The 15,302-nt window shown below is 66.0% G+C and carries 12 protein-coding genes; 9 read left to right on the top strand and 3 right to left on the bottom strand.

Translation table 11 applies throughout. The annotated features are described in order from the left end of the window. Positions 1-46: 46 nt before the first annotated feature. From XH81_RS32215 to XH81_RS32175, 9 genes are all read left to right on the top strand, one after another. Entirely contained in the window at positions 47-1,048 is a 1,002-nt protein-coding gene (locus tag XH81_RS32215; protein ID WP_271596748.1) for a Bug family tripartite tricarboxylate transporter substrate binding protein, read from the top strand. A gap of 161 nt (positions 1,049-1,209) precedes the next feature. After that, positions 1,210-2,862: an NAD-dependent malic enzyme gene (locus XH81_RS32210; RefSeq protein ID WP_442868216.1), complete on the top strand. Its 1,653-nt coding sequence runs from the start codon at positions 1,210-1,212 to the stop codon at positions 2,860-2,862. Between the two features lie 307 nt (positions 2,863-3,169). Further along, positions 3,170-3,562, top strand: a complete 393-nt coding sequence (locus XH81_RS32205) for a BlaI/MecI/CopY family transcriptional regulator (protein WP_028145423.1) — start codon at positions 3,170-3,172, stop codon at positions 3,560-3,562. Then, positions 3,559-6,075: a M56 family metallopeptidase gene (locus XH81_RS32200; protein ID WP_271596747.1), complete on the top strand. Its 2,517-nt coding sequence runs from the start codon at positions 3,559-3,561 to the stop codon at positions 6,073-6,075. The genes XH81_RS32205 and XH81_RS32200 overlap by 4 nt, the downstream gene beginning before the upstream one ends. Before the next feature lie 119 nt (positions 6,076-6,194). Further along, entirely contained in the window at positions 6,195-7,664 is a 1,470-nt protein-coding gene (locus XH81_RS32195; protein ID WP_271596746.1) for a DUF1800 domain-containing protein, read from the top strand. A gap of 2 nt (positions 7,665-7,666) precedes the next feature. Next, positions 7,667-8,914: a DUF1501 domain-containing protein gene (locus XH81_RS32190; protein ID WP_271596745.1), complete on the top strand. Its 1,248-nt coding sequence runs from the start codon at positions 7,667-7,669 to the stop codon at positions 8,912-8,914. A gap of 174 nt (positions 8,915-9,088) precedes the next feature. Then, positions 9,089-10,258 carry a serine hydrolase domain-containing protein gene (locus XH81_RS32185; protein ID WP_028145419.1) on the top strand — a complete coding sequence of 390 codons (1,170 nt, stop codon included), beginning with the start codon at positions 9,089-9,091 and terminating at the stop codon, positions 10,256-10,258. 322 nt (positions 10,259-10,580) lie between these two features. Beyond that, positions 10,581-11,099, top strand: coding sequence for a septal ring lytic transglycosylase RlpA family protein (locus XH81_RS32180; RefSeq protein ID WP_271596744.1), 519 nt, complete (start codon positions 10,581-10,583; stop codon positions 11,097-11,099). Positions 11,100-11,208: 109 nt separating this feature from the next. Next, complete coding sequence (locus XH81_RS32175; protein WP_018319756.1) at positions 11,209-11,364, top strand: hypothetical protein; 156 nt, start codon at positions 11,209-11,211, stop codon at positions 11,362-11,364. Positions 11,365-11,708: 344 nt separating this feature from the next. Here the strand turns inward: XH81_RS32175 and XH81_RS32170 are convergent, their stop codons facing one another. From XH81_RS32170 to XH81_RS32160, 3 genes are all read right to left on the bottom strand, one after another. After that, on the bottom strand, positions 11,709-12,014 hold the full coding sequence (locus XH81_RS32170) for a hypothetical protein (RefSeq protein ID WP_028145417.1): 306 nt from the start codon (positions 12,012-12,014) through the stop codon (positions 11,709-11,711). Positions 12,015-12,099: 85 nt separating this feature from the next. Continuing rightward, positions 12,100-12,372 carry a hypothetical protein gene (locus XH81_RS32165; protein ID WP_028145416.1) on the bottom strand — a complete coding sequence of 91 codons (273 nt, stop codon included), beginning with the start codon at positions 12,370-12,372 and terminating at the stop codon, positions 12,100-12,102. 123 nt (positions 12,373-12,495) lie between these two features. After that, positions 12,496-15,183: a flavin-containing monooxygenase gene (locus XH81_RS32160; protein ID WP_028145415.1), complete on the bottom strand. Its 2,688-nt coding sequence runs from the start codon at positions 15,181-15,183 to the stop codon at positions 12,496-12,498. Between the last annotated feature and the right edge of the window lie 119 nt (positions 15,184-15,302).

The raw sequence follows: 15,302 nt of genomic DNA, 5'->3' as shown, positions 1-15,302 counted from the left end.
CTCCAGCCCGCTGCCGACATGCGGGCGATGAAAATGGGTGGGTGGAATGCTACGAGGGCTATGGGCCGCCTTGCGCGGTCACGTGATCGTCTTGTGCGCCGTGGTCGGATGTGGGACGTGGATTGCACCGGGCCATGCCCAGCCGTTTCCCTCACGCCCCATCACCCTCATCGTACCGTTCGCCGCGGGCGGTCCGACCGACACGCTGGCGCGGATCCTGTCCGAGCGGATCGCCGCCGAGCTACGCACCACGGTCGTGGTCGAGAACGTGGCCGGCGCTTCCGGCAGCATCGCCGGTGCGCGCGTGGCGCGTGCGGCCCCTGATGGCACCACCATCACCATCGGCCATTGGGGCACCCATGTGCTGAACGGGGCGATCTTCAAGCTGCCCTATGACGTGGTCGCCGATTTCGAGCCGGTCGCGATGATCGCGATGGGAACGCAGCTCATCGTCGGCAGGAAGTCACTCGAGGCGAACAACCTGAAAGAGATGATCGCCTGGCTGAAGGCCAACCCCGGCAAGGCCACCGCCGGGACGGCCGGGGCCGGCACGGGCGCGCATGTCGCCGGCGTCTTCTTCAAGGACAAGACCGGCACCGACTTCCAGTTCGTGCCCTATCGCGGCGCAGGACCTGCGATGATCGATCTCGTGGCCGGCCAGATCGACATCATGTTCGACCAGGCCTCGAACTCGCTGCCGCACGTCAAGAGCGGTGCGATCAAGGCCTTCGCTGTGACCTCGCCGACGCGGCTCGCATCTGCGCCCGATGTGCCGACCGTCGACGAAGCGGGCCTGCCGGGTCTCTACATCTCCTACTGGCACGGCATCTGGGCACCGAAAGCCACGCCGAAGGACATCGTCACGAAACTCAACGCGGCGATCGTCGCCGTGCTCGCCGAGCCCGCCGTCAAGCAGCGCTTTGCCGAACTGGGGCAGGAGATTCCGCTACCGGCGCAGCAGACGCCCGCAGCGCTTGCGGCGTTCCAGAAGGCCGAGACCGAGAAATGGTGGCCGATCGTGAAGGCTGCCGATATCAGGCCGGAATAGCCGCGGCGTTAACCTTTTCCCGCGTGCAACTGCCTGTCGTTATCGAGAGTCTCGCTGCGGTGCGAGATCACAATCGATGCCTCGGTCGCTACGTCCTTGATCTCGATGGAGCGCTGGCCGACAATGTCCGCGGTTCAATGTGAAGCTTTTTGGGGGAATTCGTGAATAGACCTGCCCGGGTCGTTGCCCAATCGACGTCGTCCGATTCGCCGCAAGGCATGACACTGCTGCGCGATCCCTTGCTCAACAAGGGCACCGCCTTCACGGAAGCGGAGCGCGAGGCCCTGGGCCTGCGCGGCCTGTTGCCGCCTTGCGTGCTGACGATGGAGACGCAGGCTCAGCGCGTCCTCACCAATCTGCGCACGCTGCCGACCGATCTGGAGAAATACGTCGCGCTGAACGCGCTGCATGACCGCAACGAGGCGCTGTTCTTCCGCGTCGTCGTCGACAACATCGACGAGATCCAGCCGATCATCTACACGCCGACGGTCGGGCTTGCCTGCCAGAAATTCGGCCTGATCTTCCAGCGGCCGCGCGGCATGTTCATCTCCTCGCGCGATCGCGGGCAGATCGCCGAGATTCTGAAGAACTGGCCCTATCCGGCCAAGCTGATCGTCGTCACCGACGGCGAGCGCATTTTGGGACTTGGCGATCTCGGCGCCAACGGCATGGGTATTCCTGTCGGCAAGCTCTCGCTCTATTCGGCCTGCGCCGGCGTGCATCCGGAGGCGTGCCTTCCGATCGTGCTCGACGTCGGCACCAACAACGAAGAGCTTTTGAACGATCCCTATTATCTCGGCCTGCGGGAGCGGCGGCTGACGGGCGAGGCCTATGACAGCTTCGTCGACGAGTTCATGCAAGCCGCGCGAAAGACCTTCCCGGGCGTGCTGATCCAGTTCGAGGATTTCGCCAATCATTCGGCGTTCAAGCTGCTGCACAAATACCGGGATGAAGCCTGCGTCTTCAACGACGACATTCAGGGCACCGCGGCGGTCGCGCTCGCCGGCCTGTTCTCGGCGCTGCGCGTGAATGGCGGCAAGCTGAAGGATCAGAAGATCCTGTTCTTAGGGGCAGGCGAAGCGGCAACCGGCATCGCCGATCTCGTGGTCTCTGCCATGATGGCGGAGGGTGCTTCGGAAGCCGAAGCACTGCGGCGCAACTGGCTGGTGGATTCCCGCGGCCTCGTCGTCGGCGGCCGCGAAGGCCTCTCCGGCCACAAGCTGCGCTATGCGCACACCGGTCAGGCGCCGATCAGCGACTTCCTCACCGCGATCAAGACGCTGAAGCCGACGGCGATCATCGGGGTTGCCGCGGTCGGCGGCGCCTTCACGCCCGAGGTGCTCGAGGCGATGGCCGAGCTCAACGAGCAGCCGATCGTGTTCGCGCTCTCCAACCCGACCTCGAAGGCCGAATGCTCGGCGGAGGACGCCTATCGCTACACCAAGGGGCGCGCGCTGTTCGCCTGCGGCAGTCCGTATGATCCGGTGACGCTCAACGGCCGCAGCTTCGTGCCGCGCCAGGGCAACAACTCCTACATCTTCCCCGGCGTCGGCCTCGGCGTCATCGCCAGCGGCTCGAAGCTGGTGACCGACGAGATGTTCATGGCGGCGGCCCATACGCTCGCTAATTGCGTCGGCAAGGAGGATCTCGCGCAGGGCAGCCTCTATCCGGCCCTGCCGCGCATCCGCGAAGTCTCGGTCCGCATCGCCGCGGCCGTCGCGGACGTCGCCTATCAACGCGGGCTCGCCGACGGACCCGCGCCCAACGACGTCAAGGCTCTGGTGCAGTCACAGATGTACGAGCCGCATTACTGAGTGCCTCCACACCGTCATGGCCGGGCATAGCCGTCCGAAGGACGGCGTCGCTTCCGCTTGCCTATGTCCCGGCCATCCACGCCGTGCTCCGTGGCACGAAGAACGTGGATGCCCGGGCCTTCGCCTCGCCGAAGCGGCTTCGGCCGCGCAGGCGGGACAAGCCCGGGCATGACGACCTTCTGAATTCAAGCGGCTATTAGGTCAGCCCGGCGCCACCATCACAGGTGGAATCGCCGTTGCCTCGCGCGGCCGCATATGCGACAATCTGTAGCGTTACAAGAAAACTCAATCCGCAAGGTAAGCCGCCATGGACGATCGTTTGCCCGAACTGGGCGACCTCGAGCACGAGGTCATGCAATTGGTTTGGGCCCATGGTCCTGTCACGGCCGAAATCGTGCGCGAGCGGTTGTCCCGGCGTCTGAAGGAATCGACGGTGCGCACGGTGCTGCGTCGGCTCGAAGAAAAGGGCTATGCTAACCACACCGTGGACGGACGCACCTATGTCTACCACGCGGCCGAAGAGCGCTCGCGGGTTGCGGCCAAGGCGGTGCAGCGCATCGTCGACTGGTTCTGCAACGGCTCGATGGAAGAGGTCCTCGTTGGCATGGTGGACAACAAGATGCTCGACCAGCAGCAATTGCGCACGCTGGCCGACCAGGTGGCCAAGGCGAAGAAGGCGAGGGGAGTGAAGAAAGAATGATCGCAACTCTGGCGGAGGCGGCACTGCGCTCCCTTGTGCTGGGAGGCGTCGTCTGGTTCGGTCTCAATCTGTTTCGCGTGCGCAATCCGCACGTTCACATGACGGCGTGGGTCGTCGTGCTGCTGGCGTCGCTGGCGATGCCCTTCGTGATGCACTGGCCGACGCTCACGATCACCCGGCTGCCTTTGCCGGTCGTCGTGCCGGATGATTTTCTGCCGGCCGACATCTCGATGCCGGAGACGCCGCAGCCCGCGCTGCCAGTCGCGCCCGGCATTGCTATCGCGCCGCAAGCCAGAAGCGGGCTCTCGATCAATTGGTGGCTCATTGCCACCATCATCTATGCCGGCATCGCCGGCCTGTTGCTGCTGCGGCTCGCGATCGGGCTCTGCCTGACCTGGCGTCTGGCGCGCGCTGCAAAGCCGATGAATGGCCTGCAGATGATCGCCGCCGACGTGCGCGTCAGCCGCGATGTCGGCGGCCCCGTCACCTTCGGCTCGACCATTCTGGTGCCGCCGCAATTCGCCGGCTGGGACGCGAAGAAGCGCCTCGCGGTGCTCGCGCATGAAGGCGCGCATGTCGCCAATCGCGATTTCTACGTCCTCCTGCTGGCATCGCTCAACCGCGCGGTGTTCTGGTTCAGCCCGTTCTCGTGGTGGCAGCTCGCGCGCCTTGCGGAGCTCGCCGAGATCATCAGCGACGCCGAGGCGATCGAGGTGATCGACGATCGGCTGTCCTATGCGGAAATCCTGCTCGATTTTGCCAGCACCGTGAAGCCGCGGCCGGTCGAGCTAGCGATGGCGCGGGCCTCGACCGTGCGCGCCCGTGTCGAGCGCATCATCGCGGCTGCCGCCATGCCCGTCGCGGTCAGCTGGCGAAAGCGGCTGTGGATCGCGGCTGCGATCGTCCCCGTGGTGATCGTGTCCGCCGGCATGATCGCCTATCGCACGCCGGACGCGGCGCCCGCCGCCGCGGATGCCGGCGAGGTGCCCGCCCAGCATTACCGCCCGTTCGTCAATTTCTACGCTATGGGTCCGGCCTCGGTGTTCGCCATCTTCCGTGAGGGCGACGAGCTCTACGGCCAGCTCACGGGCCAGCGCAGGCTGCGCCTCACGGTCGGCAATGACGGCACGGCGTCCTACGCGGCCTCGTCCGGCGAGATCACCTTCGCGCTCGATGCGGAGCGCCGCTCCTCCGAGCTGACGCTGCGCATGAACGGCCGCGACATTCGTGCGGTTCGTGTCGCCGAGATGCCGGCGGCGGTAGCCGAGCCGGTATCGCTCGATCCGTATGTCGGTTGGTACAGGATTGCGCCAAACCGCGTGCTCACCGTGCGCCGCGACGGCGACCGTCTCTCATTGCGGGAGACCGGCCAGGACGCAACGCAGGTGCTCCCCGAGGGCACCGACGCCTTCTCCTTCCGCGGCGATCATCTCGTGATCTTCCTGCGCGACGAGCAGGCGAAAGTGTCGCGCCTGCTGGTGCAGAGCGCCATCTTCGGTGCCCGCCTGGGAGCCCGCGTCGACCCGGCGGTGGCCCAGGCGGTCGAGGCGGATTTCGCGCGCCGCCTCGCGAAGGTCTCCGACAGATTCAGGGAGCAGGTGCCGGCGGCCGGCAGTAAGGAGATGGTCTTGGCCGGCATCGAGGATCTTCGCCGCGGCACGCCGGACTATGATCGCATGAGCGCGTCGCTCGCGGCCAAGGTCCACCGCTATCTCGCCGAAATGCAAACGACTTTCGTGGCGCTCGGCGCGGTGGAATCGATCTTCTTCCGCGGCGTCGGGCCCGGCGGCTATGACATCTATGGTGTGAAGTTCGCGAACGGCAGCGCGGAATTTCGCCTGATGATCGAGCCGGACGGCAAGGCCGGCGACGTGTTCTTCCGCGCCGACGGCAATGACGAGATCGGCGGCATGGTGTCTTGCGCGGAGGAGGCGAGCGTCCGCGGCCGCGCCGGCACCTCGCCGATCAGGATCATGCTCTATAACGAGTTGGCCGACGACATCCAGGTCTTCAATCTCGATGCGGACGGCAATCGCAAGGCGCAGATCGTCAGGCCCAACATGACCTGGTTCACCACCACCACCGTGAACAATCCCTGGATGATCGCCGACAAGTCCGGACGGTGTCTGGAGATCGTGATGCCGGGGCGGCAGACCCGCTTCCACAATGTCGAAGCCTCGGCTATCGGCGCGCGTCCGGGCCGCGCCGCGCGCCGCGCCGTTCCGATCGCCAATGGCGAGGAGATGCTGCGCCGTTATATCGAGGGCGTCGGCAGGGGGCAGCCGGACTACGCGCACATGACGTCGGAAGTGGCCGACATCACGCGCCAGCAATTGCCGTTCGACCAGGCGATCCTGGCGCGGCTCGGCGCGCTGCGCGCGGTGTCCTTCCGCGGCGTCACCGCGCTCGACAGCGACATCTACATCGCCCAGTTCGCCAACGGTTCGGCGGAATGGCGCATCGGCGTCAGGAACGACACCATCACGAAGATTGCGCTCGGGCCGAATTTCTAGGGACGCCGGCGGCTCCCGATGTCGTGACGGAGGTGCTGCAATCTCCGCTTGTCGGCCAGTGCCTTGAATGCTACGGTCAGTAGCATTACAAATCGTAGCTTAGAGCCGGAACATTCGCCATGAGCAATTCCGCAAGGGCCGAAGCCGTGCTGGCTCTGCATCGTTTCGGGATGGGGCCGCGGCCGGGATCGATCGCCGCCGTCGGGAGCGACCCGCGCGGCGCGCTGATCGCCGAGCTCGACCGCCCGCTCGCGCTCACCGCGGCGAGCGCTCTGCCCCCCAGTGCGAAAGCCTATCGCACCGTGGCCGATGCCAATGCGCGGCGAGCCGCGCGGGCCAAGCAGGCGCAGCAGCAGGCCAAGAAGCAGCAGATGGCGTCGGCTGGCTCGGGCGATCAGGCCGAGGCGCGGCCCGAGGGGCAGGCACAGGGCTATGCCCAGGAAAAGGATGCGGCCGAGATGGCGGCGAAGCAGGCGGCCGACGCCATTCCCGATCCAGGGCGTCCGGTCTACCTGCAGGAAGCCAAGCTCCGCACGGAAGCCGCGCTCACGGCCGATATCGGTTTTGCCGAGCGGCTGGTCTGGTTCTGGTCCAACCATTTCTGCATCTCGGCCAACAAGATCCAGAGCATGTCCGGTGCCTATGAGCGCGAGGCGGTTCGCGCCAACGCGCTCGGCCGCTTCGTCGATCTCCTGCTGGCCGTCGAAGGCCATCCGGCCATGCTGTTCTATCTCGACAATCTGGAATCGATGGGCGCCAACTCGACGGCCGGCATCAATCGCAACCGCGGCCTCAACGAGAACATCGCGCGCGAGATCATGGAGCTGCATACGCTCGGCGTGCGCACCGGCTACACCCAGGACGACGTCATCAGCTTCGCCAACGTGATGACCGGCTGGACGCTGGTGCCGCCCGGCGCCGATCCCCAACATGGCGGCGAGTTCACCTTCAATCCGCGGCTGCACGAGCCCGGCGGACAGACCGTGCTCGGTAAGCGCTACGAGCAGGAGGATGTCGAGCAGGGCCGTGCCGTGCTGCGCGATCTCGCCGCGCATCCGGCGACCGCGACCCATGTCGCGACCAAGCTCGCGCGCCACTTCGTCACCGACGCGCCGCCGCCCACTCTGGTCGAGCAGATGACGAAGAGTTTTCGTGAGACCGATGGCGATCTCAAGCAGATCGCGATCGCGATGGTGTCGTCCGACGAGGCGTGGCGCGCGCCGCCGGCAAAGCTCAAGCGTCCGAGCGAATGGGTCGTCGGCATGGTGCGTGCGACCGGCATCACGCAGGTCGATCCCGTCCTCTACACCGGCGGCCAGCAGCTGCTCGGCGAGCCGCTATGGCGTCCGTCCGCGCCCAAGGGATATCCGGATGACGAAGCGAGCTGGATCGACGGCGTCGGCCGCCGGCTCGACGTCGCCAACAATTTTGCCGAGCGCATATCCGGCATGGCCGATCCGCAAGCCATCGTCGAGGACGTCTTTGCATCCGAGATCGCGGCCGAGGTGAAGCAGGCGGTCGGCCGCGCCGAGAGCCGGCAGCAGGCGCTGGCGCTGCTGTTCATGTCGGCGGATTTTCAGAGGAGGTGAGCATGGGCGTCAATCATCTGCCCACGCGGCGCGAGCTTCTGGTCGGCTCCGGTGCGCTGTTCGCATGGAGCCAGATGCCCAGGATCGCGCGCGCCGAAGGCCGCGACCCGCGCCTGCTCGTCATCGTGCTGCGCGGCGCGCTCGACGGCCTCGGTGCCGTCGCGCCGGTCGGCGATCCCGACTGGATCTCCTTGCGCGGCGATCGCGCGCTGCTGCTGGACGGCAAGCCGCCGGCGCTGCCGCTCGACGCCTTCTTCGCGCTCAACCCGGCGATGCCGAATTTGCACCGGCTCTACAGGAGCGGCAAGGCGGCGATCGTCCATGCCGTTGCGACGCCCTATCGCGAGCGTTCGCATTTCGACGGCCAGGACGTGCTGGAGAGCGGGCTTGTCAAGCCCGGTATGACCAGCTCGGGATGGCTCAACCGCGCGCTGCTCGCGCTGGAATCGGGCGGCCGCGTCGATTCGCGCGGCAGCCGTGCGCTCGGGATCGGCTCGGTGACGCCGCTGGTGGTGCGCGGCTCCGCGCCTGTGATGACGTGGGTGCCGCAAAGGCTCTTGCCGGCGAGCGAGGACACGCAGAGCCGCCTGCTCGATCTCTACCAGCACACCGACCCGAAGCTCGCGACCGTGCTGCAGGCGCGCATGAAGCTCGCTTCGCTCAGCGGGGCGCCGGGCACGGGCGAGGCGATGTCTGACGATCCAACCCTGGCGCCGCCGGGCATCGCACGCGTGCGCGCCTGCTTCTCCGACGCCGCCGGCACGGCCGCGCGCTATCTCGCCAAGCCCGACGGCCCCCGCGTCGGCGCCATGGGCTTCGTCGGCTGGGATACGCATATCGCGGAAGGCGCGGCCTCGGGCCAGCTCTACAATCTGCTCGGTGCGCTCGACGGCGCCTTCGCCGCGATCGAGAGCAACATGGGCGAAGCCTGGAAGGAGACGGTGGTGGCCGTCGTCACCGAGTTCGGCCGCACCGCCCGCATCAACGGCACGCAGGGCACCGATCACGGCACCGGCACGGTCGCCTTCCTGATCGGCGGCGGGCTCGCCGGCGGCCGCGTGATCGCGGACTGGCCGGGGCTGAAGCCGGCGCAGCTGTTCGAGGATCGCGACCTCAAGCCGACCACCGATCTGCGCGCCGTGCTCAAGGGCCTGCTGAGGGATCATTTGCGCGTCGAAGAGACAGTGCTGGCGGAAACGGTCTTTCCCGGCAGCGCAGACATCAAGCCGATGGGGGGCCTTGTGGCCTGAAGCGCGATGTGCACGCTGACGCAACGAGAGCTCGATTTTCTCGCCAGCTTGAAGGCGACTTGGCGACGGCTCTATTGGCGTGAGTTCGCGCGTCTTCTCGAGGAGGGGGCAGAGTCCGGCGAGACTCGTGTCGATATTTGCCCCGCCTCGCAAAGGACATGAGGAGAAGCCTGGATGAGACGCCGCCGGTTCATTTCACTTCTCGGGGCAGCCGCGCTGGCGCCGCTCTCCGCTCCGCCAGTATCTGCGGAGCCATCTGGCGGCTGCGGTGTTCCGCTTGCGCGAGATGATGGCTGGCCTGCCGGCTCCGTCAACGACGATGGGCTCGTCAACCGCGACGTGCTGTGCAGGATGGGGGATCGGCTCGCATCAAGCGATGCCAACATTCATGCAGTTCTGGTCGCCCGCGACGGCAAGCTGGCGTTCGAACGTTACTTCAAGGGCGCCGACGAGATACCCGGCTACATCTACGGCCGCCGGGTCGAAACCATCGCCTTCGATGCCGATACGTTGCACAACATGAAGTCTGTTTCGAAGAGCGTTGCATCTCTCGTCGTCGGGATTGCGATCGATCGCGGGCTGATACGCGGCGTCAACGAGCCGATCTTCAGCTTCTTCCCCGAGCTGTCCGACTTGCGTTCTCCCGAAAAGGACCGCATCCGGCTGGCGCATGTGCTCACCATGTCGATGGGCCTGAAGTGGGTCGAGGCGACACCCGCGACGGGAGACGACGACAATGACGAGACGCGGATGCATATGGCATGGGATCCGTGTCGCTACGTTCTCGGTCTTCCCGTGACCGCCGCGGCAGGGCAGGAGTTCTTCTACAACACCGGCGCGCTCACGCTTGTGTCGGCCATCATCCGCAAGGCGACTGGACGTCCCCTCGACGAATTTGCGCGCGAGAATTTGTTCGAACCTCTGGGTATCACCGGCACGGCGTGGGGCCGGTACAGGGGGGATACCGATGCCGGAGGAGGATTGCGCCTGCGGCCGCGCGACATGGCCAAGATCGGCCAACTCGTGCTTGCGGGCGGTCGCTGGAACGACCGCCAGATCGTTTCCAAGGCATGGATCGAGGCTTCGACGGCGGAGAAGATCAAGGCGACGGACGATCAATCCTACGGATATCTGTGGTGGCGCGGCCAAGCGCGCCTCAATGACCGGAAGGTCGCCTGGGTCGGCGCGCTGGGGCGCGGCGGGCAGTCGATCCGCATCGTGCCGGAACTCGATCTCGTCGTCGCAGTGACTGCGGGTTACTATCAGGACTACAGCCCGAAAGCGTTTCAACTCCAGTTCGGTATATTCAGGGACGTCCTGCGCGCGATCCCGCCTCCGGCCTGAGCTGGAGCCGGCCACCGTCAGGGCAATCGCATATGGCATTTCCGCCAGCTGAGCGCGCGCCTCGTCCTTCGAGACGACGCGCTTCGCGGTCTCCTCATCAGGATGAGGCTAAGCGGCATCGGTGCCCGTCAAGACTGCTGCCGCACACTCCGTCCTCATCCTGAGGGCCCGCCAGCGGCGGGCTGTCCCGATTCAGGACGCGTCACTGTGGTCGAATCGTCACAGCTGACGCGAAACGGCGGCGGCCCCACGCCCGCTTTTGTTCCGACAAGGTTCTGCCCTCATTGCCCACCGAAATTCCGGGCAGTTCGGAGGGCGCATCATGTCTTGCATTGCACGTGCCGAAACTGCCCGGATTTCACTGGCAACCTCGAGCCAGCTGCTGCTGGCCATCGTCGGGGCCGCCTCGCTCGCCGCCTGCGCACAATCGCCGGTCGGCCGCCAGAAGGCCGATCTCGCGGCCACCGGCCGGCAGGCCGCGGTCGAGCGGCCGCACCGGGTGGCGGCGCTGCATCCAAGGCCGATCAGCCGGGTGCGCATTCCCGATGGCGATGCAAAGCAAGCGGCCTCGCACGGCGTTGCCAGCTTCTATTCGGATACGGAGACTGCGAGCGGCGAGAAGTTCGACAAGAACGAATTGACCGCGGCCCATCCGACCCTGCCATTCGGCACCAAGCTGCGCGTCACCGACGTTTCCTCCGGCCGCTTCGTGACCGTCAGGGTCAACGACCGCGGTCCCTATATCCGCGGACGCGTGGTCGACGTCTCGCCTTCCGCGGCCGAGGCGCTCGGCATGGTCGACAGGGGCATCACCAATGTCCGGCTCGACGTCGTGCAATGAGGCCCGGCCCGTCGATCCCCGCACTTAACCGGCTGTTAGCCGCTCTGTCGCACCATGGGTGTCCAACAAGTCGGGGCTCCAGGTTCGGGGTCTTCTGGGGAGGCGGCGCTTGAACACGATCCAGTATCTCGAAGATCAGGCTGCGCGCGCCGAGCGGCTCGCCAAACGGATCACGGATACGCTGACGATCGAAAGGCTACTGACCTTCGCGGGCGAGCGCCGCCGCGAGATCGAGGTCATCGCCGGCAAGCACCGCCGCGCTTAACTCCCGCATCCATGCGCTGAACGCATTCGCCCTCGCTGAGAGGCGCGGAACTTCTTCCTTTTTCCTGCGTCATGACAGTGATTGAAGAGGAGGACGTCATGGGTTTTGGACGAGGTGCTTTGCTTTGGTTGCTTGGCGTGCCGCTGCCGATCGTTCTGCTGCTGGCATTGTTCTGGCACCACTAAAGCATGATCCGGACCCGGAGGGCCGCGTTCGCGCGAAGCGCGAAGCGGTTGTCCGAAGAGATCATGCTCGACTGAAAATGTTGCCGCACGAAAAGCGCCGCGGAAGCGGCGCTTTTTTTGTTCCTGCGAGCCGAGGCAATCGATGAGGTGGATGTGTCCTCAGCTATGGCTCTCGACGAAGTCGCTGAGATAGTCGGGCAGCTCTATGCCATAGATGTCGCAGCGTGCCTTTATCGCGCCGGCGACGTCGGTCGAGATGTCCTTCATCCAATGTTCGAGCGTGTTGAACGAAATCACCTTGATGGGGTCGTTGAAGCAGCCGGCGACGAACTCGCCGATCGTGGCTTCGAGATCGCTCCGCTCGATGCGAATCTCAGTCGCCTGGTCGAGGCGGTCGATCACCACGAACAGGGTCTTGTCTGCGCCATAGGGCACGACCGGGGGTAGTACGCCAGCTGCAAGCATGTGAGGCACTCACGCCTTGACTTCCGATCTCCCCTAACGGGAAGAACCGGCAGAAAGTTCCTACGCGCCTGCATGTGACGCGCCGTCAGAGAAATTCTCTCCAGCGCGAGAGCTCGATGACGTGTTCGGGCGAGAGGATGCCGGTCACGAGCGGCGGCTGTGCCGCTGTCCGGATCTCATAGAGATGCCGGGTCGTGGCCGGCTTCCCCATGAACGCCGAGATGCACTCGTCCAGAGTGCCTTCCGTTATCGGGTATGATTCCCGGTCCGGCCGGCGCTGGTTTGCGAGCGACGGCCATTTATGCAGGGCCGCAAGCGCACCGAAATCGACCTTTGACTCCGCAACCGCGTCCCCCATCGTCCCACCTCACGCAAAAAACACCCCAGCACGCGGATTTGCGTACCGGGGCCCATACCTGTCGCTGCATCTCGACGCCACAACGCAGCAGCCGGGAAAAGGTTCCCGGCCGCGATGTCATGATCAGCTCGCCGCCGCCGCGATTCTCTGCCCCGGGCTGGCTAGCCCGTGGCAGTGCTCGTCACCGCGGCTGACCTCCGGCGGCAGCCCGGCGAAGCGCCGCAAGGCTTCCGCCATCTGCACCCGGCCCGAGACGCCCGTGATCACCACATCGACCATGGTGAAGGACGAGTGGAAATGGCCGTGCGCCTTGAGCTGCTCGACCGGGACGCCTGCGGCCGCCATCGCCTCGGCATAAGCGATGCCTTCGTCGCGCAGCGGATCGAACTCGCAGGTCGTCACGAAGGCCGGCGGCAGCCTTTCGACCTTGCCGCGGAGTGGCGAGGCGCGCGGATCGGTGCGGTCCGCCGGCGAGCAGTAGAGGTCCCAGAACCAGTACATCAGCGAGCGCGTCAGGAAGTAGCCGGTCGCATTGTCGTTATAGGACGGGCGATCGAAGGTGCAGTCGGTGACCGGGCAGATCAGGAGCTGACCGGCGATCTCCGGCCCGCCGCGGTCGCGTGCGAGCTGGCAGGTGACGGCGGCGATGTTGCCGCCGGCGCTCCAGCCCGCAACCAGCACCGGGCCCGGCTTGCCGCCGAGCTCAGTGGCGTGCTCGGCGATCCAGCGCGTGGCCGCATAGCCGTCTTCGGCAGCGGTCGGGAAGCGATGCTCCGGCGCGTGACGATAGCCGACGCTGACGAACATCATGCCGGTCCGCCGCACCATGTCGCGGCAGAACGGCTCGTCCGACTGCTCGTCGCCGAGCACCCAGCCGCCGCCGTGGAAATAGACCACGACCGGATGCGGTCCCGGCGTTGCCGGCTTGTAGACGCGGTATGGCAGCGCGCCATCGGTGACGGGGAGGGTGCCATCGACGATATCGCCGATCGGCCGCCCGGCGGGACGGCCCTTGTTGAACTCGTTCACGAACTCGCGCGCGCCGAGCGCGCCCATCGACTCGATCTGCGGCAGGTTCAGCGATGCGAGCAGGTTCAGCACCAGCCGCACATCCGGCTGCAGCCGCACCACCTCGCCGTCATTGCATTGCTCTGCACCGCCAGGGCCGGTGAGCTTGAAACCGAGCATGCCGCGGCTGACCACCTCGTCGCAGATGCTGCGATAGGGGCCGACGCCGCCGGTATAGGGCATCAGGCCCTGCACCTTGCCGGGGACGTTGGCGCCCGTGTACCAGGTGTTGGCGAGCCGATGCAGCGTCACCATCGAGCAGTCCGCCATGTGCCGGCCCCAGCCGGCCTGCGCCGTCTCGGTCGGCTCGATCGTGGTGAAGCCGGCATCGCGCAATGCGGCGAGCCGGTCGACCACCCAGTCGACATGCTGCTCGATCGACACCGCCATGTTCGACAGCACCGACGGGCTGCCGGGCCCGGTGATCATGAAGAAGTTGGGAAAGCCTTCGACGGTGAGCCCGAGATAGGTCTGCGGCCCCTGCGCCCAGACATCTGTCAGCGACTTGCCGCCGCGCCCGGTGATCGGATGCACGGCGCGGATCGCGCCGGTCATGGCGTCGAACCCGGTCGCGAATACGATGATTTCGACGTCGACGCTGCGGCCGTTCGTGGAGATGCCACTCGCCGTGATCGCCTTGATCGGCTCCTGGCGCAGATTGACCAGCGTGACGTTCGGCCGGTTGTAAGTGGCGTAATAATTGGTGTCGAGGCAGGGACGCTTTGCGCCGAAGGGATGATCGTGCGGCGTGAGCGCCGCCGCTGTCTCGGGGTCCTTGACCGCCGCCCGGATCTTCTCGCGGATCAGGTCCTGGACGATCTTGTTGCCGTCGACGTCGACGGCCTGATCGGCCCAGAGCTGGGTCAGGATGTGGACGAGGTCGCCGGCGGCCCAGGCACGTTCGAATCGCTCGCGACGCTCGGCATCGCTCAATTGCCAGCTCACGACCGTCTGCTGCGGATAGGGCACGCCCGCCATCGACTGGCGCGCCTGCTCGCGATAGGCCGGGCGATCGGACTGCAGCAGGCTCATGCGGTCCGATGGCGCCGGGCCGTTATGCGCAGGCAGTGCGAAGTTCGGCGTGCGCTGGAACACGGTCAGATGCGCGGCCTGCTCGGCGATCAGCGGGATCGACTGGATGGCGGACGAGCCGGTGCCGATCACGGCGACGCGTTTTCCCGCGAGATTGACGCCGCCATGCGGCCAGCGTCCGGTGAAATAGACCTCACCCTTGAAATCCTTGACGCCGTCGATCTCCGGCGGCTTCGGCGCCGAGAGGCAGCCGGTGGCCATGATGTAGTGGCGGCAGGAGACAGGTGGGCCATTGTCCGTGGTCAGCTGCCAGCGCTCGGCCTTCTCGTCCCACTTGGCTTCGGTGACCTTGGTCCTGAAGCGGATGTCGCCCCTGAGATCGTAGCGGTCGGCGACGAAGCCGAGATAACGCAGGATTTCGGGCTGGGTGGCGTATTTCTCCGACCAGGTCCAGGCCGTCTCGAGCTCCGGATCGAAGGTGTAGCTGTAGTCGATGGTCTGGATGTCGCAGCGCGCGCCCGGATAGCGGTTCCAGTACCAGGTGCCGCCGACGTCGCCGGCCTCTTCGAGCCCGACCGCCGAGAGGCCGGCCTTGCGCAGGCGATGAAGGAGATAGAGGCCGGCAAAGCCGGCGCCGACCACGGCGACATCGACCTGCTGAGCGGTTCCGCGCTCATCGGAGGCACGTGTGGCAACCATCGCATCAGGCATGACATCCTCCCGTATGTTTTGTTTTGCCGGCAGGCTATCGCCACATGCACGGCTTGTCATCACAGCAAGTGCAATCTTCGGTAGGCGTTTGCGGCGTCACCGTGGCGCGTGAATGTTGC

Source organism: Bradyrhizobium sp. CCBAU 25360, assembly GCF_028128695.1.
In the GTDB taxonomy this organism is placed as follows: domain Bacteria; phylum Pseudomonadota; class Alphaproteobacteria; order Rhizobiales; family Xanthobacteraceae; genus Bradyrhizobium; species Bradyrhizobium ottawaense.
The sequence above is the reverse complement of the archived record's forward strand: the minus strand, read 5'-3'. Positions and strand labels throughout refer to the sequence as shown.